The organism is Lacticigenium naphthae DSM 19658, assembly GCF_000425865.1.
GTDB classification, from domain to species: Bacteria; Bacillota; Bacilli; order Lactobacillales; family Carnobacteriaceae_A; genus Lacticigenium; species Lacticigenium naphthae.
In genome coordinates, this window is record NZ_AUEG01000001.1 from 390,548 (window position 1) to 412,311 (window position 21,764).

20 protein-coding genes are annotated in these 21,764 nt (G+C 34.0%); 4 read left to right on the forward strand and 16 right to left on the reverse strand.

The features are described from left to right. Positions 1 to 28: 28 nt before the first annotated feature. Positions 29 to 2,260: a GGDEF domain-containing protein gene (locus H626_RS0101895; RefSeq protein WP_027107828.1), complete on the reverse strand. Its 2,232-nt coding sequence runs from the start codon at positions 2,258 to 2,260 to the stop codon at positions 29 to 31. Positions 2,261 to 2,407: 147 nt separating this feature from the next. On the opposite strand from H626_RS0101895, the gene H626_RS0101900 reads away from it, so the two are divergent. Then, positions 2,408 to 3,070: a Crp/Fnr family transcriptional regulator gene (locus tag H626_RS0101900; protein ID WP_027107829.1), complete on the forward strand. Its 663-nt coding sequence runs from the start codon at positions 2,408 to 2,410 to the stop codon at positions 3,068 to 3,070. An 81-nt stretch (positions 3,071 to 3,151) separates the two neighbouring features. Here the strand turns inward: H626_RS0101900 and H626_RS0101905 are convergent, their stop codons facing one another. From H626_RS0101905 to H626_RS0101960, 10 genes are all read right to left on the reverse strand, one after another. Next, complete coding sequence (locus H626_RS0101905; protein ID WP_027107830.1) at positions 3,152 to 3,334, reverse strand: hypothetical protein; 183 nt, start codon at positions 3,332 to 3,334, stop codon at positions 3,152 to 3,154. A gap of 502 nt (positions 3,335 to 3,836) precedes the next feature. Next, complete coding sequence (locus H626_RS11145) at positions 3,837 to 4,214, reverse strand: hypothetical protein (protein ID WP_156883201.1); 378 nt, start codon at positions 4,212 to 4,214, stop codon at positions 3,837 to 3,839. Between the two features lie 104 nt (positions 4,215 to 4,318). Continuing rightward, complete coding sequence (locus H626_RS10405) at positions 4,319 to 4,765, reverse strand: ADP-ribosylglycohydrolase family protein (protein WP_051237709.1); 447 nt, start codon at positions 4,763 to 4,765, stop codon at positions 4,319 to 4,321. Positions 4,766 to 5,139: 374 nt separating this feature from the next. Further along, positions 5,140 to 5,802 (reverse strand): P-II family nitrogen regulator, encoded by a 663-nt coding sequence (locus H626_RS0101925; protein WP_027107831.1) that lies wholly within the window; start codon positions 5,800 to 5,802, stop codon positions 5,140 to 5,142. Further along, positions 5,792 to 7,285, reverse strand: a complete 1,494-nt coding sequence (locus tag H626_RS0101930) for a DUF1538 domain-containing protein (RefSeq protein ID WP_027107832.1) — start codon at positions 7,283 to 7,285, stop codon at positions 5,792 to 5,794. The genes H626_RS0101925 and H626_RS0101930 overlap by 11 nt, the downstream gene beginning before the upstream one ends. 747 nt (positions 7,286 to 8,032) lie before the next feature. Next, positions 8,033 to 8,467: a DUF1801 domain-containing protein gene (locus H626_RS0101940; RefSeq protein WP_027107834.1), complete on the reverse strand. Its 435-nt coding sequence runs from the start codon at positions 8,465 to 8,467 to the stop codon at positions 8,033 to 8,035. Positions 8,468 to 8,488: 21 nt separating this feature from the next. Continuing rightward, a complete protein-coding gene (locus tag H626_RS0101945; RefSeq protein WP_245570051.1) occupies positions 8,489 to 8,770 on the reverse strand; it encodes a DUF1294 domain-containing protein in 282 nt (93 codons plus the stop codon). Positions 8,771 to 8,863: 93 nt separating this feature from the next. Next, positions 8,864 to 10,315 carry a bifunctional metallophosphatase/5'-nucleotidase gene (locus tag H626_RS0101950; RefSeq protein ID WP_211221929.1) on the reverse strand — a complete coding sequence of 484 codons (1,452 nt, stop codon included), beginning with the start codon at positions 10,313 to 10,315 and terminating at the stop codon, positions 8,864 to 8,866. A gap of 168 nt (positions 10,316 to 10,483) precedes the next feature. Continuing rightward, positions 10,484 to 10,687: a helix-turn-helix domain-containing protein gene (locus tag H626_RS0101955; RefSeq protein ID WP_027107837.1), complete on the reverse strand. Its 204-nt coding sequence runs from the start codon at positions 10,685 to 10,687 to the stop codon at positions 10,484 to 10,486. A 9-nt stretch (positions 10,688 to 10,696) separates the two neighbouring features. Beyond that, positions 10,697 to 11,176, reverse strand: coding sequence for a DUF2975 domain-containing protein (locus tag H626_RS0101960; RefSeq protein ID WP_027107838.1), 480 nt, complete (start codon positions 11,174 to 11,176; stop codon positions 10,697 to 10,699). 483 nt (positions 11,177 to 11,659) lie between these two features. Between H626_RS0101960 and H626_RS0101965 the strand changes: the two genes are divergently transcribed. Continuing rightward, positions 11,660 to 11,917 (forward strand): hypothetical protein, encoded by a 258-nt coding sequence (locus H626_RS0101965; RefSeq protein WP_027107839.1) that lies wholly within the window; start codon positions 11,660 to 11,662, stop codon positions 11,915 to 11,917. Positions 11,918 to 12,456: 539 nt separating this feature from the next. Here the strand turns inward: H626_RS0101965 and H626_RS10410 are convergent. Further along, the gene (locus tag H626_RS10410) at positions 12,457 to 13,740 is read right to left on the reverse strand and encodes a CapA family protein (protein WP_051237710.1); all 1,284 of its coding nucleotides are present in this window, start codon (positions 13,738 to 13,740) and stop codon (positions 12,457 to 12,459) included. Continuing rightward, positions 13,724 to 14,575, reverse strand: coding sequence for a M15 family metallopeptidase (locus H626_RS0101975; protein ID WP_035618184.1), 852 nt, complete (start codon positions 14,573 to 14,575; stop codon positions 13,724 to 13,726). The genes H626_RS10410 and H626_RS0101975 overlap by 17 nt, the downstream gene beginning before the upstream one ends. Positions 14,576 to 14,936: 361 nt before the next feature. On the opposite strand from H626_RS0101975, the gene H626_RS0101985 reads away from it, so the two are divergent. Both H626_RS0101985 and heR read left to right on the forward strand, forming a co-directional pair. After that, a complete protein-coding gene (locus H626_RS0101985) occupies positions 14,937 to 16,343 on the forward strand; it encodes a sodium/glutamate symporter (RefSeq protein WP_027107841.1) in 1,407 nt (468 codons plus the stop codon). A gap of 655 nt (positions 16,344 to 16,998) precedes the next feature. Beyond that, positions 16,999 to 17,781 (forward strand): heliorhodopsin HeR, encoded by a 783-nt coding sequence (heR, locus tag H626_RS0101990; RefSeq protein WP_027107842.1) that lies wholly within the window; start codon positions 16,999 to 17,001, stop codon positions 17,779 to 17,781. A gap of 283 nt (positions 17,782 to 18,064) precedes the next feature. Here the strand turns inward: heR and thpR are convergent, their stop codons facing one another. From thpR to H626_RS0102005, 3 genes are all read right to left on the reverse strand, one after another. After that, the gene (thpR, locus tag H626_RS0101995) at positions 18,065 to 18,607 is read right to left on the reverse strand and encodes an RNA 2',3'-cyclic phosphodiesterase (protein ID WP_027107843.1); all 543 of its coding nucleotides are present in this window, start codon (positions 18,605 to 18,607) and stop codon (positions 18,065 to 18,067) included. Positions 18,608 to 19,149: 542 nt separating this feature from the next. After that, positions 19,150 to 19,905: a CPBP family intramembrane glutamic endopeptidase gene (locus H626_RS0102000; protein WP_027107844.1), complete on the reverse strand. Its 756-nt coding sequence runs from the start codon at positions 19,903 to 19,905 to the stop codon at positions 19,150 to 19,152. A gap of 136 nt (positions 19,906 to 20,041) precedes the next feature. Continuing rightward, on the reverse strand, positions 20,042 to 21,262 hold the full coding sequence (locus H626_RS0102005) for an NADH:flavin oxidoreductase/NADH oxidase family protein (protein WP_027107845.1): 1,221 nt from the start codon (positions 21,260 to 21,262) through the stop codon (positions 20,042 to 20,044). Positions 21,263 to 21,764 lie beyond the last annotated feature (502 nt).

Here is a 21,764-nt window from a genome sequence, read left to right on the forward strand (position 1 = left end):
AAGCTTGGTTTCCCACAAATTATTTTAGCTATTTATTCTGTTTACTCCTGTTTTTTTCCTTATACATCCGTTGATCAGCAATATTCATTAACTGACTCAACGTTTTTCCATCTTCTGGAAAGAGAGCCATTCCAATACTCGCTTTTGTTATAGCAGAGTATTTTGAATTTAAACGATAAGCTTCATGATCAATAGATTGCAATCTTATTTTAATCTCTTCAGCTTCTTGAAAGGATTTAATTTTAGGAATAAGTACTAAGAACTCATCTCCTCCATATCTTGAAACCCAATCTTCTTCACGAATCATTTTACGTAAACGTTGTGCATAGAGTCTTAACAGTCTATCTCCCATTTGATGCCCATGCTGATCATTTATTTCTTTGAAGTTATTTAAATCGATCACAAATAGGCCGGATTTTCTACTAACATCTTTCTTATTTTGAACATGGTCGAGAAAAACTTCTTCGAACTTCACTCGGTTGGGCAAACCAGTCAGCTGATCGTAAAATGCCAATTGATGTAATTTTTTTTCCAGTCCTAATTTTTGACTTGCTTCTTCCAAATGGTAGGAAAGGACATCACTTAAAACAACTTGGAATGCTCCGTATTCACTCTTTTCCTGTTCGTGGAAAGAAAGGAGAAACCCCTTCACTTCCATCTCATATTTAAGCGGCAAATATTCTATTCTTTCAATTGAATATTTGCCAGTGGGGTCCCCTTTTACTTTCTTATAATACGGTTTATTCACTTTGAAATTGGATTTGTTTCTTATGCTTTCCCATTGACTTGTAACATATTTTTCCATTTGATTTTCTTTCAATCTCTCCTCTTGAGAGTAAAAATAATCTTGCGGTTCTCCTTCTTCTATTTCTACGTGCAAATAAACGAACGATGCCCCAGAGAACTTTGTCCATTTTGAGAGCAATTCCATTGTGAGCGATTCTGTTTCGCTTATCTGCTTATTCAGAATTACATGTGCTAAGTCGCTGTTCAATTGCAATATATTTACGTTATGGTTATAGTCGATTCCTCTTTTTTTTAATATATATTGGATATAGACTGCCAAGCTCGAAAAAATCATCAATAACAAGATCCGACTTATGTGATCAACTGATTGAATTGTATACTGCATTTCTGGGTATTTCATCCCAAAATAAATAAATATTCCAAGCGACGTAAATGCAATGAATAATAAACGATTTAAGTTGCTAAATAGAATTGTGAACAATATCATGATGAGGGGGATCCCCATACCTGCTACTTGTGCGAAGGACATTTGAAAATACAACAAAATAAATACTATGGTGCATGCCATAAGTATGGTTATTATCCACTCTTTTACTGGTATAGAAAAATGAGAAATACTCATAAAATACAAAAGATGTCCAACGATGAACAGGGTCGCTCCTGGGCGTATTGCTATATAAAATGAATGTCCCGTAACAAAGTATTCGATTGCATACACTAAATAAGCCATATAAATTAATCCTAGGCTCAAATACAAATAGCCCCTATCTTTCGCCTCCTCATTCATTAAACCAAAAGAAGTAGAAAGAATGGACTTCATTTTGCTTCTTTTTTCGTATTTAAATAATATATAGGCTGTTAAAACAAAAGGAATACCTAATAAGATGGGCGCTACAGTAGCATAAAACACAAAGTATACTTCACCCAATAGAATCCTTGAAAGTAAAAAGAAAGTATTGGCTATAAAAAACCAGCCGACGTTTCGCTGTATGAGTCTCCTAACTTGAGATCCGTCTTTTACAATTACTTTTTTTGCTAGCATTGAATAAATGAATAAGCTATAAATAATAGAATATAGACCCAATATACTTTGATTTTCAAAAGTTGAAAATTGAGATAATAACCCAAATTGGTCAATCGGCATATTCACACTTGAGTTATTTAAGAAGATGACCCCATAAAATATCAACAGCAGAACCATCGGAAAATAGTTCATGAACAGCCACATTTTATTTTTGTTTTGCATTAGTTGCAATATAAAATGAGTAGTAAGCGGATAAACCACTATTTCAGAAATTTCCGTCATGAAACAACTTATTGGGAGTAAATCTAGTGATTCTGCACTAAAAAATAGAGATAAATTAAACATCCATAGACTAAAAATCAAAGAAATCAGCAAAAATAATTGCAACAAATGAGATTTTCGATTCAAATGATATAAAATGATTCCTGTAAAATAGAAAAAGATCAATAAAAAAAATAGAAGAAGCGATAAAGTTAGTGGACGTTCCATTACACCCTCCCTTTCGTGAATCAAATGAATAAATTAACTAAAGTATACCTTAAACTAGTTCAAAATTTCTGTTACATATGAAACACTTCTTAATATTTTTTTATAGTTGTCGATAGTATAAATATACCCTTGCGAGGAGACGATCAAATGAATGAGTTGCTTTCTTTAGTAGAGAAGAGTTTTTTAACTACATTTCTTACACAAGAAGAAATTCACAGAGCGATAAAGTCAAATCTGATTCAATTAAAAATATTCAATCGTAATACTCGGATGTTTCATGCAGAAGAGTCTCTCGAACATGCCACTTTTATCTTAGAAGGACAAGCGGAAGCTACTTTACATAATATAAATGGGGATGTTCTTTACCAGCATTTTTATTTAAAGAACGAGATCATAGAACCAAATCTACTTTTTGGACCAAATCCCATTATATCTGTTCCAATTTATGCTTCCAAGAAAACATATCTTGCGGTGGTGGATAAAGCGATTGCTTTTCAATTCATTATTCATCATCCCAAAGCTTGCGAACAATTTTTAACTCAAATCAACACACAATATTCAATGTTGAATCGTCATTTATTTCTAGATCACTCCTTGAGTATTCGCGAAAAATTATTCTTTTATTTTGATAAAGAACGGATAGAACAGCAAAATGATTGTATCCTTTTACCCTTCACAAAAAAAGATCTCGCAAATAAATTAATGATTCAAAGAAGCTCCCTACATAGAGAATTAAAAAACATGGTGGAAGATAAATTGATAACTGTTATTGGGAAAGAAATCATCTTACATTTTGAACCTTTACATTAATGCGAAAGTATTACATAAAATGAGATGGAACTATTCGTCCACCTCTTAGCGTAGTACTTTTTAGAAAAGACTATATTATTTTCAAAAAACAAACCTGAATCCTGCTCTTAAACCCGTCTGATTATACGAACCAGTAAATTTGTTTTTTGTTCCATCAATTCTTTCAATTTCAATAGTAAAGACCGGATACTCCTCTTTTTCAGCCTGTTCATTAGAAACTTTTTCCAAGCTTTCTTCTGCAACAGTCCATATTTTTTCTAGCAAATCATCAACTTATTCAACATCAGAAAGAATCATTTTTATTTCTATCTCTTTATGTGTAGTTCTCTCGAAGTTTAATTGTTTTGAAGAACGAATAATTTCTAGTTTTTCTGTCTTAAACTGGTTCTCCTCTTTTCTATACCCTTGGGAAAACATTCTATGGGAGCAGATTTTTCTTCTATCAAATAGGATCGGATATCTAACAATTTTAAAAGGTGATTCCAGTTTGGGGGATATGAATTATTTCCTGACCATTTTAGACCTCTCATTCCCTGGAAACGTACGACTAAATCCTACTGTGTATCGTCCATAATAAGAGAATCGCTATACTGTTCTTTCCAATTCTGAATTCTAATCTCATTCCATTTTTTTATAATACAGTGCGTTTCTTCCTCTATATAATAAGTCACAACAGTCTCTTCAAAGGATGGGTATATGTCTTAGTAGCTTTCCCATCTTTTATTTCTATCGAATACGCACAGTAACCTTCAAACAAATCTCCTATTTAAAAACAAATATCTCTAACTTGACATTCACTCTGTTTGCTTTCCACATCTTGCAGAACTTCTAGCCATCCAGCTACATTCTTATCTTTTAGCCCAAGATAAGAATCAGAATTAGTTTCTGAATCAGCGGGATGCTTTTCTTTTTTCTGAGAATCATTGGAGTGAATTATGAATTCATCTGGATTTTCTTGCTGCTTAAATTTCATTATGTATTTTTTCAAAAGACTAAATTCTGATTTAGTCAAAGATTCACCAATTGAAATTGCATTGTGTGTAGTTTCTTCAAATGAAGCTGCCTCAAAAAATGCTCCTAGTGTTTGTGGTATCGTTTCTTGGCACATAGGGGCCGCAGAATAACTATCCGGAATATCCTTCAATACAAAATCAAGATCATATTTTTTTCATATGAGAAGAAATATCACTTTTACACGTTCCACGTCGGGCCAAACAGATAGCTTGCGCAACTGCTTCCGCTCCTTTTTTACCCTTCGTCATGATTGTGTGTGATCTGTGTTACGGTTCTTGAAAATTCGATTCCTTCAACTAGGGAGCGAGCACAATCTCCTATCAGACTGATATGCATTGCTTCTCCATTTCCAAAACTATTATATGGTTCCGGTTTATTTGAAAAAATCCATTGACCAAAAAACTCTCCATAACCGGTATCCGGATATGACCTCCCTGGTATTTGCATCCATTCAACCACCTTGCTTTCAATGTGTTCCAAATAATCATCATTTACATCTATTTTACAAATTGACAATTTCAACATTTCTTCTGTTTCCATAATAGCTTTTGCAATTGCAAAGATCATTACTGTATCATCCGTAAAAAAGCATTCTGGTGTAACTAATTCAAATTCTTTCTTACGGTAGTTTGTATATTCAAATCGCGAACCGACAATGTCACCAATTATCACTCCAATCACATTTCGAACCTTCATTCGATAAATCTAAAATAAAAAGATCAATTGTCTAAAGGAAATACCGTATCGTGGAATCCGTTGAGGCTATTTACTTTTGAGCCAGTTTACTAGTGATGGCTTCCATTATTTTAAATGTACAAACTAAAGGGTAATTTCGATCACGATTATCCAATTCTACCTATTGTTTCACTTACTCTTTTTACTTATTGAAAATGAACTCACACTCTAAATATTGGTAACAATCCATAATTTTAAGCGAGTATTATATCTGTATTTCAACACCAAAAATTTTACGTTTTTATATCATTTATTCACCCCACCGGTTGCTCAGATACAATAGATAGCATTGCTACTTTTTCCTATTCTTAAAAAATGCCTTAATCAACTATCCCAACTGTTCGTTTAACGTCTTGAAGAAATATTATCCCATTACCTGGTTTATCCAGATTTAGTTTTTGACGAATCGACTCTATTGTTTGTTCAACAATTTCTTCTTTAACCAAAATCAACACTGTCTCTTTTTCGGGTTCAACTTCCATATTAAACAACCGTATTGTTTCGTTAACACCTGATCCTCGTGCATTGATGATTGTACCTCCTTTAGCACCTACTGCATTAGCTGCTTCCACTACATCTTCTGCATTTCCTTTATTAACAATAGCTACTATTAACTGATACATTGACTCCCTCCTACTTTCTTCTGAATTTTTTTGCCTTTTCATTCTGGATCCTATTACCTGTTCAATAGAAGTAGAAAAAATTATCCCTCGATTGGGTTTATCCAGTTTGAATTTCTTCTGTAATTCAGGCATAACTTTGGTAACTGTTACTGAAGTTGCACCTAGTAGAACTATCTCCTTTTTTTCTTCATAAATCGAAAAAAAGTTAAGACGTTCATCACTTACTGTACCTTTTCCATAAATTACCGTTCCGCCTGGGATTCCTAATTTTTTTGCATGTTGTAAAACTTTGCTTCCCATTCTATTATTAACGATAATATAAAGCAGTTCAAAACAGCTTGATTGTTTCTCACTTCCCAATTTCTTTCTCCTCCTTGTGCTCTAATTTAATTTTATACGTCCACCCTAATAATTGTAAGGTTATAATCGGAGCCATCGCTACCATAGCAATCATTCCAAAACCGTCAATTATCACGTTGGCCCCTTCATATGCATTGGCGGCTCCCTGTATGAATGCCAATATAAAAGTAGCTGTCATTGGACCGGTTGCTACTCCTCCAGCATCAAATGCCATACCTACGAATAGCTTTGGTACAATAAACATCAATCCTAGACTGATTATATAGCCCGGCAACAGAAAGTGCCATAGTTGAATAGATGGAACTAAAATGCGAATTACGGACAACATAACAGCCACTCCTCCTCCTAAAGCTAAAGGAATGAGGACAACTTTTCGTTTTACGTAACCGGTTGTCACTTCTTCAATTTGCTGAGTTAAAACGTAAACAGCTGGCTCAGCTAGGATAGTCACTACACCAAGTAAAAATGAAATACTGATTATATACATCTTATTATCATGTTTGACCAAATTGGTCCCAATATAAGTACCCACATCCATAAATCCAGCATTGATTCCAACTAAAAAAATGATTAATCCAAGAAATGTAAAAATGAATCCGGTGAATATTTGGCGAAATTTCCTTTTCTTTAGATGAAAAGCAAATATGTTAAATAATAGGAAAATAATGAACAAGGGTAATATGGTCTGGATACTTTCTAAAAAGTAGACTGGAAAAATATTGACGAAAGGATAAAATATCTCATTTGAAGAAGATACTCGTGCAATTTCCCCACTACTTAAATCATCAGCATTTGAAATCCTATCTAAAATCAAAACGGCTATAATAGATCCGGTGGAAGCAATTGCTACTAAGCCAAAACTATCTTTCTCAGAAGCCTTACTGTCTTTTTTTAATTTAGATATCCCTGCCGATAAGGATAATATGAAGGGCACAGCTAGAATTCCGGTTGTTGATCCTGAAGCATCGAAGGAAATGGCTAGCATTTCTCGAGAAGAAAATAAAGCCAGCCCAAAAATCAATAAATAAATACTCAACAAGACTTTGTACAAAGGGATATTGTAGAAAATTCTGAAAAAACCCAGAGCAAGCATAATAGCAAGGCCTATAGATACATACAATACTAAGTTAAACGAACTTATTTCTCCAACAGTGACAGCTTCCACTTGATTTGCTAAAACAAGCAATCCCGGTTCAGCAATTGACGTAAAAAATCCAAGGATCGCTCCAATGATTAAAACGATGATAAGTTTATTCGTTTTAGCTAAAGTTGAACCGGTCAGACTTCCTAATGGTGATATACTTAAATCAACTCCCAATAAAAAGAAAGTCAGTCCTATGACTACAAAAAAAGACCCCAAAAGAAATCGGATCAAAATAGATGTTTCTATTGGTATCATAGTAAAATGAACAAGAAAGACTACTGCAGGAATAGGTAATACTGAAAAGAATACCTCTTTAAATTTTCCAATGATATCATTCAATAATTTCCTTCCTTCCACTTAATGATTTGCTCTTTGTTAAGCATGCAATTCAATTATACCATATGTTTATAGATGTTGATCGAACGCGTTTTTTAAACTTGTTCTTTTCCCAATGCTAAAAATTGTTTTCTTGGAGTTCAAAATACGAATAGTGTGTGGATTGAAAAATTATAATTCTATTTATCGATTTAAGTAGATCATCTCTTTGATTTCCACAAAGTATATATTTCTTTGATCACTGTTTAAAAACTTGTGCTACTCAATAATTTTTAGAATGTCACCTTAAAAGATTATCCATTATTCCTATTGATTTTACTAACTAATGGAAAAGTTTTTATAAAGGACCCATCCGATTTTTTGCGTTGATATAGCAGACCATCCTCCAAGCTGACAGCCCCCAAAAATAAGCTAAAGAGATTCAGCTATCCTTACATGTTGTTTATCTTCTCTCACCTATATCTGACAGCAAATTTTTCAATGGGTACTGCAGTCAATTTTGTATCATTAACTACTTGCTGTACATTCTCCAAAAGGCTATATTTTTCAGCAGTATATTCACTTTCTGGAGGTCGGTTCATTTCGAAAAAAACTAGATAGAAAATAAAAATGCCTACGAAACTAACGCCTAATAAGGATACAATTTCCTCCACTACTCATTACGTCATATCTAAAATGCTTCCCAAATTTTCAAACCCCACTCAAGCTCTCTTTAGCAACTGATAAGAAGATCAACAAAAGGATAGATCATTATTCTGTTAAACTATTATTTGGATATTCTTTTATTATATAGTCTACATTTTCTTGTATAAACTCCTTTATTATTTTTTCATCTACTTGATCAATACTTTTAATATAAACACAAGCAACCCCACTCTTGACTTTACCCAACTTGTTCAATAGTTTTTCTCTCGTATCTGGATCCGTAGAAAGATAGAGGCTAAACTGGTTTTTCCGCGGAGAAAATCCTGTGATCATCGCGTCTCCTTCGTGACCAGAAGCATATTTGTAATGGTACGTCCCATAACCGATAATATTTTCTCCCCACATTCTTGGTTCAAGTCCTGTCGCTTCGTTAAAAATGGATACAAGCTTTTTTGTCTCTTCTCTTTTTTTCTCATCTTCAATCGAATCAATAAAATTGCTGACATCTTTATCTGTTTCTTTTGTTTTTAATTTATACATAATTTCGCTCCTTTACATATTCTATCTTAATAAACTATAAACTACCCCGGAAGTTAATAACCCAGCTAAGGGGATACCTAATTTAAACGAAAGATGTTTTGTTTTATGTCTAAAAGCATACATGCTTACCCATGCTCCAACTCCACCTAAAGCAAAAGCAGATAAAAAGAGTGTTTTTTCAGAAATTCTTCTTTTATTCTTTTTAGCTTTTTCTTTATCCAAAAAGAAGAGTACAAATGAAATGCTGTTTAATAATCCTATTGCTAACAAAGTAAATTGTTCTGTCATAGTCAATTCTATCAAAAATAACACTCCTCATTAGTTGTAAAAAAGACTAAAAGCTATACGCATAGTTTAGTTAGCCTCTCTTTCATAACATTTTCTTAATATATTTGTTTAAACAGGTGTATAAGTCTCTCTTAGTTCTATTTTTAATGGATCATTAATTTCTAAATAATTCCTCATAGATTGTACAGCGTGGATCGCTAATTCTTTTCTGTTTCTACCGTATTTTTTCTCTACGCCTTGGTAGGTTATAAATACAGCAGAGTATACTTTGCCGACATCCACTTTTTTATTTCCTACAAACATTGCTTGAACACGATGACCAGCCGGATTTTCAATTTTGATATAAGCTTTGAATCCCAAAGCTCTTTTGACAAATCCTCCCATTTGATTATACGGATTTGAAGAAAATGACCTTTCGAGATTCTCTTCTATCATCTCAATTAACTCTTTTCCAGTAATTTCAACTGTCAGTAATGGTGGATCCATCGGGACAATATTATACAAATCATTTAAGGATACATTTCCTGGCTCAATGGGAGCCCCGTAACGCCATCCATTGGAGAAAGCAAGTTCTGCTCCAGAGGAAGCTAACATGGACTCTAGCAAAAAATTATCCATAGTTGATTCGAGCATAGTCGCACGGTTAAGAGCAGTATCAGTCTTTCCTACTATTACTTCAAGTTTTTCTTTAAACGGGCTCAAGACTTTTTGGATGATTTGTTCCATTTCATCGTCAGGTTTTATCTCTGAACTCACTTCAATTAATTCATGTTCATGATCAACAATTTTTCCATCCATTATTTCTAACTTTAATTTGCCTAAAAACGATCCATGGCATCCTGATTGAATGACCACTGTATTTCCTTGTTTTATCGGCCGTGCTATACGGTTGTGTGTATGTCCACTAAGGCATACATCAATTCCTTCAACTTCAGAAAGTAACTTCATATCTTGAGGGAAACCTAAATGAGAAAGTAATACAATGATATCTACATTTTTATCACTTCTCAATGAACGAATAATTTCAGGTAATTCTTCTTTCCCTAAAGTAAAATAAGTTCCTTCACTGAAATGAGGGGGCATCGTTTTATCAACAATGTTTGAAGCTATTCCAATTATGCCCACTCTTAAATCACCGACAATTTTAACCACAGTAGAGGGGAAGAGCAATTCATCAGTATCCTTATTATAAACGTTGTTTGCCAGAAGAGGAAAATTCAATTTTTCAGATGTTTCAATTAATTTTTTTGGCCCATATCCAAATTCCCAATGCATAGCCATTGCATCTATACCTAATGCATTCACAATCGGCACCACAGCCTGCCCTTCTGTTTCAAAAGCTGGACGGGTACCATTTAACGTATCTCCATTATCTAAAAAAAGTAATCGCTCATTTGATTCTTGTCTTATTTCTTTTACTAAAGTTGCAATTCTTGCATACCCTCCTGCTTTACGATAAGTAAATTGATCTTGTTCCCAAAACCATTCAGAATGCAAATCAAAATATGCATGGCTATCATTCATTTGTAGAATAGTCATTTTTTTGCTTTCTTTCTCCATTTCTAGTTCCTCCTTCTATGATCCTTTATGCTCCACTGACTCGCTATCTCTTTTTCAACTACTTCGATTATAACAATGTGAAAATCAAGAACCTAATTTTTACTCTTGTGAATATTAAATAAAGTCATTGCCTCATGAAGACAATGACTTTATTTCTAACAATCAATTTCATTTTCTATACTCTAAAATATCACCTGGTTGGCAATCTAATGCTTTACATATTTCTTCCAAGGTTGAAAAACGGATGGCTTTTGCTTTCCCATTTTTCAATATAGAAATATTAGCCATAGTTATCCCTACTCTTTGAGATAATTCGGTAACAGTCATCTTTCTTTTTGCTAACATAACATCTAAATTAACAATTATTGCCATTATTACACCTCAAATCGTTAAGTCGTTTTCTTTTTTTATCACTAATGCATTCGTTAATAGTTTTTCTAAAACAGTTGTAAATATTGCAATAACCAATGGTGAGAACACAAACATTCCTCCAACTAATATCACTCCTGGTGCATCATCTACTTCACCAATAACAAAAAATAGTGGCATGCTTATTAGGTATAATATACTAATGCTTGCAGCAAATTTTTTTATTATTTTTAACGAATTTACGGAGTGTTCTGAGAAGGCTTGATTTTTATCTATATAATTTAATAATTGCTTAGTGTGATAGAGCGCACCAAAAAAGGGTATAAAGGTGACAGTCATGATAGTCATTAATGCATATAAAACAATAGCCATTTGAGTGCTCCCCCTACCTGCTTCTTCAAATAAGACTGAAAACACTAGAAGTGCGAACAGCGAAATAATCAACCCCACTAAGAATAGAGATATTTTCAAAAAAAGTGTTTCTTTTTTCATTTTTTACACCTCTCATTTATTTCTTTATGTATAAATAATACTATTCTATTTATTGATAAACAATAAATAAATTGTAAATTTTAAAAAAATTTAACCTTTGCTTCATTTTCTAGAGAGTAAGGAGTTATAATAATTGACCACTACTCAAATGACTTCACATGGTTACTTTACTATTTACCAATCCAATCGTTCTCCCCTATTATTTAGGTTATTTCGCAGGTTTGAGCAATAGTGAATCTTCCTTTTTATGTGGTAAATTTTTTCCCTTTTTTCTGTTGTTATTTATTCTTTAATTTTGAAAAAACGAAAATAGATTTAAAATAATAGTATCCCTTATTTCTAAGAAATCTGGTTCACTCTTTTGCTACACTATACTACTATTTAACATTGACAGCCCTAATCCTCTCATTGCATAAGAATAAATCGAACTGATTTTTTCTGAAGATCCAAAAGACTCGTATCCATCGGAGGAGGCCCATATTAATGAATCAAAAGGAACGCAAAATGTTAATTCAGTATATTTTATTAGCGTATAGTTTTTCTTGGTTATGTTGGGTAATTGTGTTTTTCTTTGGCTATGAAAATTTTACATTTTTGGACATGACTACTATGGAGTTTGCAAATTGGGCTTTGTTTCTCCCCCTTTTTTTAGACTTGGAGCTATATGCGCTATTTGGTATTTTTCTTATGTCCTTTTCTTGTATTATACTAACGGTTTATTTTTTACACTCTTTTCTTTGATCGGCTTTTCTTTATCCATTATTGGTCAAACCTTTATTTTTTCATGGTTATATTTAAAGACGAGAAGTATATTTCTAATGATCCTATTTCATGCCTAGTTAAATACGACAACAACAGTTGTACTTGGAGACATTACAATAGGTAACCCTGTTATGGGAAAACTGTTCACGCTTTAGTCACTTGGGGAATTATTTTCCTTCTGGTCAAATTTGCTCCCATACAAACTATAGAAAAAAGATAATATACAGAGATACAAAGGACTCACATCTGCCTTTCAAGGGTACGTATAGATCTTTATACCAGTAAAAATAATAATTTATCAATTTTATGTTTTGTTTGTTCTATCATTTAACATATTTTCATAGCTATCTGAAATCTGAAATTTGAAATTGGGGCATAAAAAATTAGTCAATGAACACAAAAATGTTTATTGACTTGTGTTTTGGATAATATATATAAAAAGCAGAATGGAATAATTATCCATTCTGCTTTTTATTACTATTTTTTATTACGACAACCCAATTTTTATCATATTTTGATTATTCTTCAAATTGGGAGGAATCCAGATTCATCCTGTTCATTGTTTCCTCGTATGAGGTTTTCATCCGATTAAGGTAATCCTCTGACAAGCTAGAATCATCTAAATGTGCTTCAATCGGCAAAATACGGTAAGTATATGCTGACTGCCCTTCTTCTCTATTACGGTACACCCATGTTGGGACTAAGTCGATACTTTTTAGCTTCGTCTCGCCTGTTTTTTCGCTTTTTTGAATGTCCATATTAATAATTACTCCATCTTCTGTAGCTTCAAAACCAGCGCCTAGCGATTCACGCCTTTGATTTGATACAAAATTCCCCAATGAATAAGCAACAAACGATTTATTGCCGTCTACTTCTAAAAATTCAGTAGGTTGAATTACATGAGGATGACTTCCTAAAATAATATCTACTCCTTCACGTGTTAACAATTCAGCATAAGAAGTTTGCAATTCATTGGGTTCTTTAGCGTATTCATTGCCCCAATGGATATAAGTCATTATTATATCTGGGTCATGACTATTTGCTTCTTCAATATCTGCTAATATTTGTTCTTCGCTAAGAAGATTGATCATTGAACTTAGTTCCTCAGAAGTATATTGTGCTTCCATTCCATTTACATGTTCGGTATATCCTAAAATAGCAACCTTTATTCCCTCAACATCTTTTATTTGAATACGTGATTCAGGATCATCTTCATAGGTCCCTACAGGGTCTAATCCTTTTTCTGTGATAACTTTTGCTGTCCTTTTTAATCCATCAGCTCGAGTATCTAAACTGTGATTATTAGCAGTCGCCAACATATCAAAACCTGCGTAAGCTAGTCCATCAACTATAGCGTCTGGTGTATTAAATAATGGATAACCAATATATGCCCTCGTGGGGCCAGCAAGTGTGGTTTCAAGATTCGCAATTGCTAAATCGGATTCACTTATAAACGGTTTTACATCTTCAAAAACTGCTGAAAAATCATAACTATCTTTTCCTGAATCGTATGCGCTTATGAGTTGATTCCCGTGAGCCATTACATCTCCGACTGCTGAAATTTGAATATCAATAAACGTTTCTTCTTCGACTATTTCTGTTTCTTCTTCCTCTTTCGTGTTGCTTGATAATGCTTCTTCATTGGAAATCTCTTCTGTTTCTGGAGAACTATCACTCTCTCCAAACCATGAATTTGAATTTGCAAAGAAGAAGCCCGCACCGATTAAGAGCGCAAGAATCCCAATAATAACAACTAAAATCTTATTGAACTGTGACTTCTTTTTTCTATTCGTTGATCTCAATTTCTACTCTCCCTTCTTTCAAATACTCTTCATACGTCAAGCCACTTTCGTTTATTTCGAGAGCTAATCCTTCACTAACATAACGTAGATGCCAAGGTTCATATAAATAACCAGTAATCTTTTCTTTTCCTTGAGGGTAACGGATAATAAATCCATATTCATGTGCATGTTCCTTCAACCACAGTCCTTCAGCTGTTTCTCCAAATTCCTCTGTGAGTTGATAATTGACACTTTCACTTGTCACATCCATCGCCAAGCCCGTTTGGTGTTCACTTTCTCCAGGCCGTGCACTGTATCGACTGGCCGCTTCCTCCCCATGCTTAGAAACGTAATTATTGAACAATTGCACCTGAGTTTGATAGGAACGATAGCCTGATCGTGCATGTAATAGGATGTTTTCTTGTATGGCTGCATCAAACATTTCTTTCAACGCCATAGCAGCTTCTTTTCTTAGTTGCTTGATTTCTGGATTTTCTAGCACCGTAGGGACTTCGACCGTTACCAAATCTTCCGGAATATAATCTTCTTCTAAACTATACTCTTTATTAACTAAAACAGCCAAACTTGAATGATTTAATAAATCTTCGTCTAAATCTGGAAGGATGCCTTCTGATTCAGAAATATTTTCTGCAATGGAACTATCGGTTGTATCTGCTTGGTTTTCTTCAGTGTTTTTAGTGCTATCCACATTACTTGAATCAACCGAACCTACTTCGCCCATTTCCTGTGCAGAATCTACTTCATTTAAAGGTTCTTCACTAGTTTCTGAACAAGCCGTAAGCAGTCCCATATTAATCACTATAGCTCCAACTGCAATCCATTTCTTAGCAATCATATATTTCTTACTCCTTTTTTAATATCATAAAATCGATTTTATAAACTCGTTCTATTTTAACATGAATTATTTTTTTTAAAACAATTTTGTGCTAATTATAATCAATCTCTTGTTTCACAGACTCTCCTAAAAATAAACTAATTCTCCCCCATAAAATCCTTATAGTAAATACTATTAACCATAGTAGACATTTTCACATCTTCATTCACTTTTTTCATGGTTGCTCTGTATGATCCTCTTCCACACTAAGCTTGTTATAAAAGATTGTATGTATCAACAGAATATTATATAATATAATTTCGAACTATTTTATATTTTTATTTTAATCTCACAATACTACTATATATCAGGAGGAAAAATTATGTCTGCAAACATACTCGGCTTCGGTTTTTTAATGATTGGTTTATTTTTAATTGTAGGGAAACTTATACGTTTTCATACTGGTTGGATGCGCAATTTATTTTTACCCAGTTCAATTATTGCTGGATTTTTAGCCTTGATTTTAGGGCCAGATGTATTAGGTAAATTTACTGCGACACTATTTGATCCTTCCTCAATACTATACAATGGACTGGTTCCAGATGCCATTTTAGATGTTTGGCGCCCTCTTCCAGGATTGTTTATTAATATTGTTTTTGCTACTTTATTCTTAGGAAAAACTGTTCCTAGCGTAAAAAAAATATGGAGTACTGCTGGGCCGCAAATCATTATGGGACAAGTTGTCTCTTGGGGACAATATGTCATTGGATTGACACTCACGATTTTTGTGCTCACACCCTTTTTCGGTATGAATCCATTAGCAGGCGGGTTGATTGAAATTGCATTTGTAGGTGGCCATGGCACAGCTGCTGGACTCACTGACACATTTCAAGATTTAGGGTTCCCCGAAGGGCTAGATTTAGCGTTAGGTTTAGCAACCGTTGGGATACTAGTTGGTGTCATTGTGGGTATTATATTAATTAATATCGGTTTCAAAAAAGGATTTGCCAAGCACGTTGGCGGACGCTCCTATTTCTCAGATGAGGAACGCGAACAAATCGGAGACACTTATGGTTATGATATAGATAGTAAACTGAAAGAAGCTGAAGCGATTGAACCATTAGCCTTCCATTTTTCGTTAATTGCAATAGCTATTGTTCTAGGTTACGTACTACAACAAGGTCTGATTGCCCTAGAGGCAAACACTTGGGGTCCGAGCACTGGCGTATACTTACTGACCTATGTTCCTCTATTTCCTTTAGCAATGATAGGGGGAATGCTTATTCAATTAATTTTCAGTAAATTGGACCTAGAAGATTATATCAATCCAAATCTTATTAATCTGATTGCTGGATTTGCTTTAGATATTCTCTTATTCTCTGCTTTGGCCACTATTTCTTTAGATGTAATCAGCGATAATTTCATTCCTTTCTTACTATTAGCTATTGTTGGTACAATTTGGAATGTATTAGCCTTCTTATATTTGGGTCCACGAATGATTCCTGATCACTGGTTTGAAAGAGGCTTAGGGGATTTCGGTCAAGCGACTGGTATGGCGGCCACAGGTATTCTTTTAATGAAAATCGCTGATCCGAAACAACAAACACCTGCTCTCGAAAGCTTTGGTTACAAACAAATTCTATTTGAACCTTTCGTAGGTGGTGGACTAGTAACAGCAGCCGCTCTTCCTTTTATTTTCCAATTTGGTCCTCTTGCTTTCTTGATACTATCTGTTATTGTTACACTTTCCTTTACAGTATTTGGTTTGATTTATTTTGGTCGAAAATAGGTCGAACAGTTGTTTTTCTATTTGAATTTATTTAAAACGCTTGTACCTTTTGTAGACAAAAGGTACAAGCATTTTTTATTTTTATTACGAGAATCAATTTCTCCTATTGTTTTTAAAATAGAATGCATAAATAGAAATGAAAGCTCTCGAAAGAAAATAGTTACTGCTCATAAGGACAGGAAAGAAAATAGTATTGTCGTCATAAGATTATAGTGTTGTGTATTGCTTGCGTCAAACTGAACAATGAATCCAATAGTTTAAAGAATGGCTGCGAAATATTGAAACCCTCTATTGCTTTGCTGGTTTTTCACTTGACCACTGTTCTTATCCGTATCTTGCATTTAAGGATACTAAGTATATGCGTTAGAGGATGAGTAAAGTGAAGCCGCTCAAAAACAATACTTTGTCAAAGGATTCAAAAAATGAAATCCAGCATTATCCTATTCAAAGAGAATTGTTGCCTAGATACTAGAGACTGTGAAATAACGCAAGTTATGCTAAAATGAATATATACATACTATTACGCTAACTATTATAAAATAATCTATTTATTTTATAATAAATAGAATCGTAAGGGGGGGATAATTTTTCGTATGTATGAACATTTAGTTAGTGTTCTATAGTATTTCATTTATATGATTAAGGGGTGAACAGCATGTCAAAAGAAATTACGTTCCATTCATTAAAGAAATTTAATACCATTATGGGTTTTTTACATCTTATTCAAGGACTCTTAATGCTCGGTTTTGCACTTTTTATTGAACGAATTGCAGATTTCAGGATACCCATTATGTCCTATTTCCTTACTTTCGACCAAACACAAATGCGCTTAGTTACTGAGCCAAACCAATTAGGTGAAGTACCTTTTGGAATAGCAGTCTCTCTCTTCCTATTTATATCTGCTTTAGCTCATTTTATTATTGTCAGCCCTTGGGGAAACAAAATATATAACCGTGATTTGAGTAATGGAATGAATCGATTCCGCTGGTATGAATATGCCCTCAGTTCCTCTTTAATGATCCTATTGGTTGCTCTATTATTTGGTGTTTATGATATTGGTGCCCTCATACTCATTGTCGTAGTGAATGCTTCTATGAATTTATTTGGATTAGATATGGAAGAAATCAATCAGTATACTAAAAGGACAAATTGGAAGCCGTTCATATTTGGATCCATTGCAGGTTTAGCTCCTTGGATAGTCATCTTGCTTTATGCCTTCGGTAATTCAAATCCGGCAGAAGTTCCTTGGTTTGTTTACGCAATTGTAGGCAGTTACTTTGTGTTTTTCAACCTTTTCCCGATCAATATGATTTTACAATATAAAAAAGTTGGGAAATGGGAAAACTATCTTTATGGTGAGAGAGGATACATTATATTAAGTCTGTTTGCAAAGTCAATTCTCGCATGGCTAGCATTTGCTGGAGTAATGCAGCCCTAATGTCAATTAGTTATGAGAAAGTGGGACAAAAAACGTTCAGATCCGAATAGAGCTCCGCATACTCTATCCGTAAGCCACTAAAGTGTCAACGGATACAGCAACTGGAGCGGATACTCGAAAGATAGTCGTAGACTATCGAAGAGTCTTCGTGAAGTGGATGTCGGATCTGTTTTTTGGAGCACGTTTTAGAAAGTAACCTTTGGAAAATGATTAGAGTCTGGGACTTTTGTCCCAGACTCTTTTTTTTACATCTTATTTTGCTATCGCTATTATGGATCTTCATTTAGAATGATTTGATGTAAATAAGTCTATATACTAATTCATTATCTAGTCGTACACTTTCCATCAATGAAATGCTATTAACCACTATTTCAGCATCAGGAACTTTTATTTTGTCAATGAGGCTCTCAACCGGAATGTTTAAGACCGCCTGACGAACCATGGTAATATGCGGTATATATTCTAGTCCTTCCTTATCGAACCCAACTTTATCTAGTTTATCTTCTATACTTATCTTAAGGTCCTTTAAACAATCTAACTGACCCTTTACTCCTACCCAAATAATTTCTTTCTTTTTTCTGGGAAAATGTCCTACAGTATCAAGAGAAATCGTAAAAGACGTTCCATTTGAAGCTGTTCGATCAATTACCTGTTTGAGTCGGCTTATTTCTTCCTTATCTACCTCTCCTATAAAACGCAAGGTTACATGGAAATTATCTCTAGAAGTATAGTTTCCTTTTTCTACATATTTTTTTATGTTATTTTGTATGCCTTTAAGCTGTTTTTTCGTTCGTTCCTCTATCTCTACCGCAATAAAAACTCTCATAGGACCACCTCCCTGTTCTCCTTACTGCTCAAAATCACTGACACTTATTCAGGATAGCAAAATAAGCCAGCTATGATGTATGCACACTGTTTCACTGAAAGATTGCTTTTTTTACTATACTCATCCTGACCATGAAATAGAGCGCTCCGGTTACATTTGCGGAATGTTTACCCAATCCTCTTTTGTAAACATTATAATTCTACTATATTAATCATTTTAGGTCTTTCATTTCCGGTTTTTCTTTATAGCACACTATTTACTACCTCTACGATTCCAAAACAATCAAGCGAATCTAGTCCGGTTATTGTGTAGCTAGTTTTTGATATTTTTCAGCTTTTTGTAATCCAGTCTTCTCCGGTAACCCACAATTTGTAACATATCTGACCATTATTCTGTCCTTTCTAGCATGAATATAGATTAATTGGGATCCTTATCCACTGAACATGTTCCAAAAGTATATAAAACATTTAAACTTCTCAAAAACAAAAAGTCAATTCCTTTTCTTGACGAGGTATATTTGGATGAAATTGATAGTGTTCTCCCTAACTACCTAATAGCATCAATAGGGTCCCACCTAGAGTATTCACAACTAAATGAGCTACTATAATAATTGTGGTGTTCTCAAGTTTTTGTGCGACAAACGAAGCCGCTAGTGCGCCTGGCAAGAGAAATAGTAAGTTCCACCACCAGAACACATGGAACAACGTCCATAGGAGTCCATGAATGATCCATGTGTATCGACCATGGGCTAATTCTTGCCTAGGTAGTATATACCCCCTCCACCAGAATTCTTCTCCGAAAATATTAAAGAACAAAAAGAATAATTGAAAGACGAGCAGTATGACTATAGGTGTCGTTTCAAATTCAGGTGGTATTCCATTTAATGTTATTTGAGGATTTAAAGTGGATGGTAAATAGGGAGGAGGGTCGAAGTTAACGGTATTAAGAATCCATTTTTGTGTAGGGCTCAAAATGAAATTTCCAAAGACCATGAATAAGGATAAAAAAATTGTCCATATCCATTCTCTTTTTTTCAAAGGCTTGAGTCGGAATCTCATCTTAATTGTATTCCAATTTAAAGTGTATCCATCAATTTTAAGTGCTACAAATGACGAAACAAAGAGCAAGAAAACAGGTCCCATTAATGTTAGAGAATAGTTTATAATTGGGGCGATTCCAGCTTCCCCTAAAGATGGCATAATGACATATATACTGAAGAAAAAAATAACCGTTGGAATAGCAAAAAATACTATTGACTGCCATAATGGCATTGGCTTTAGCTTTCTTATTACAATCATGCCCTCAAACCCCCAATTCTCTTTTATTTTTCGTTATTCTTTAAAGATAAGTTCTTTTAAGAAATAAAAGTAAAACGAATCAACGAAATTGATCCATTCATCTGGATAATAAACTTTGATTTAGTAAATCCCCTGTCTATCTTCGTGGAGATAAACCCCTTCGTCCATAGACTTTTAAATTATGCAATAGGGGGCTCCATGCATTACGGTGAATTCTTGGGTTTTTACCTTTTGCAATCCGTTGTATCTGTTGCTCATAATAAGTAAGACCAATCAGAGAACCCAACTTTTTGTCGAGAGCTTTACAGCCTGTCGTCAGTCTTGGTTCAGCAACAGTTACATAGTGCCCTGTTAAAATATCCTCGGGAATATCTGGATTTAAAGCGAGTGGTCGCGCCATGCCTATCATAGATGTTTCATTATTTTCCAAAGCTCTTTCCATAGTCTCAATACTTCTAAATCCTCCAGTAACAACAAGAGGTGTGTCCACTATGTTTTTTAACTTACGGGTATAATCAATGAAAAATGCTTCTTCATTTTCCTTTGCATCTGAAAACATTTTCGGGTTCTCATAGTTGCCACCAGAAATTTCAATTAAATCAATTCCCAGCTCAGCCAGTTTCATCACTACTTTTAAAGAGTCTTGCTTACTGAATCCACCTTCTTTAAAATCTGATGAATTCAATTTAATTCCTATAGGAAAATCATTACCCAGTTCTCTTCTCATTCCTAAATAGATTTCTACTAAAAATCTCATTCTGTTTTCTATTGGTCCTCCGTATTCATCATTTCTTCTATTATCAAATGGAGATAAAAATTGACTAATTAAATAACCATGAGCTCCATGTATTTGTACTCCTGTAAAACCTGCTTTTTTTGCAATTGCTGCTGTATTTACAAACTTATTGATCAATTCTTTTATTTCTTTGTTAGTTAATGTTCTCGGTTTATTAAAGAAGGCAGCCTGTCTATTACATAATGGAATAGCACTAGGTGCCACAGGTTCTTTTGAAAGTGTCTTTGGAGATTGTTTCCCCGGATGATTGATTTGCATCCAAAGATGAGTACCATTTATAGTTCCTGCTTTTGCCCATCTCTTCAGGCTATCTAAATCACGATCATCTTCAATTACCACATTTCCTGGTTCGCCTAGAGCTCCCCTGTCTATCATCACATTTCCTGTTACAACTAACCCCGATCCACCTTCAGCCCATTTTTTATAAAGATTCACATATAATGATTCTGGGCCATTCTGACTGTTGCCCATAGCTTCACTCATAGCCGATTTACAAAATCGGTTTTTTATTTTTGTTCCATTTGGCAATGTTAATTCTTCTGCTATTTTTAAATTTGCCATCTTTCAAACTCCTTATGTGAGTTATTTCGTAATATCTATTGACTGTTTTTTTATTTTTTAGCCGGATTCATTCATCGATTTTAAAATTAGTTTCAGCTATTGCACTTCTCATATTACGAGTATTTGTTTCTGCTTTGTTTTCAATTAGTTCAACACATTCCGAGCAGAAATTAAATCTATCTTTTAAAAATTTATAATTATGAACAGAAAGATTATGCAATGCCCATCAAAATCAGACGACCAATTATATATACTATCGATACCTTCATAAACAGCATCCATTTCCTCAGGAAAAGAAATATTGTTTGTATACATGACCTTTTTTATATTATATCAAAAATGTACAACAGGGTACTAGTTGTCTGCTGCGGTAGTTCGTCTCAACAGGTCTTCAACTTAATGATTCCATTTACAAATCGAAATACTGTCTCTTTTTCCTGATATATATCCAACCTTCTTAAAACTATTTTACAAAAAAAACACTCTATTAGTTTTATGCTAA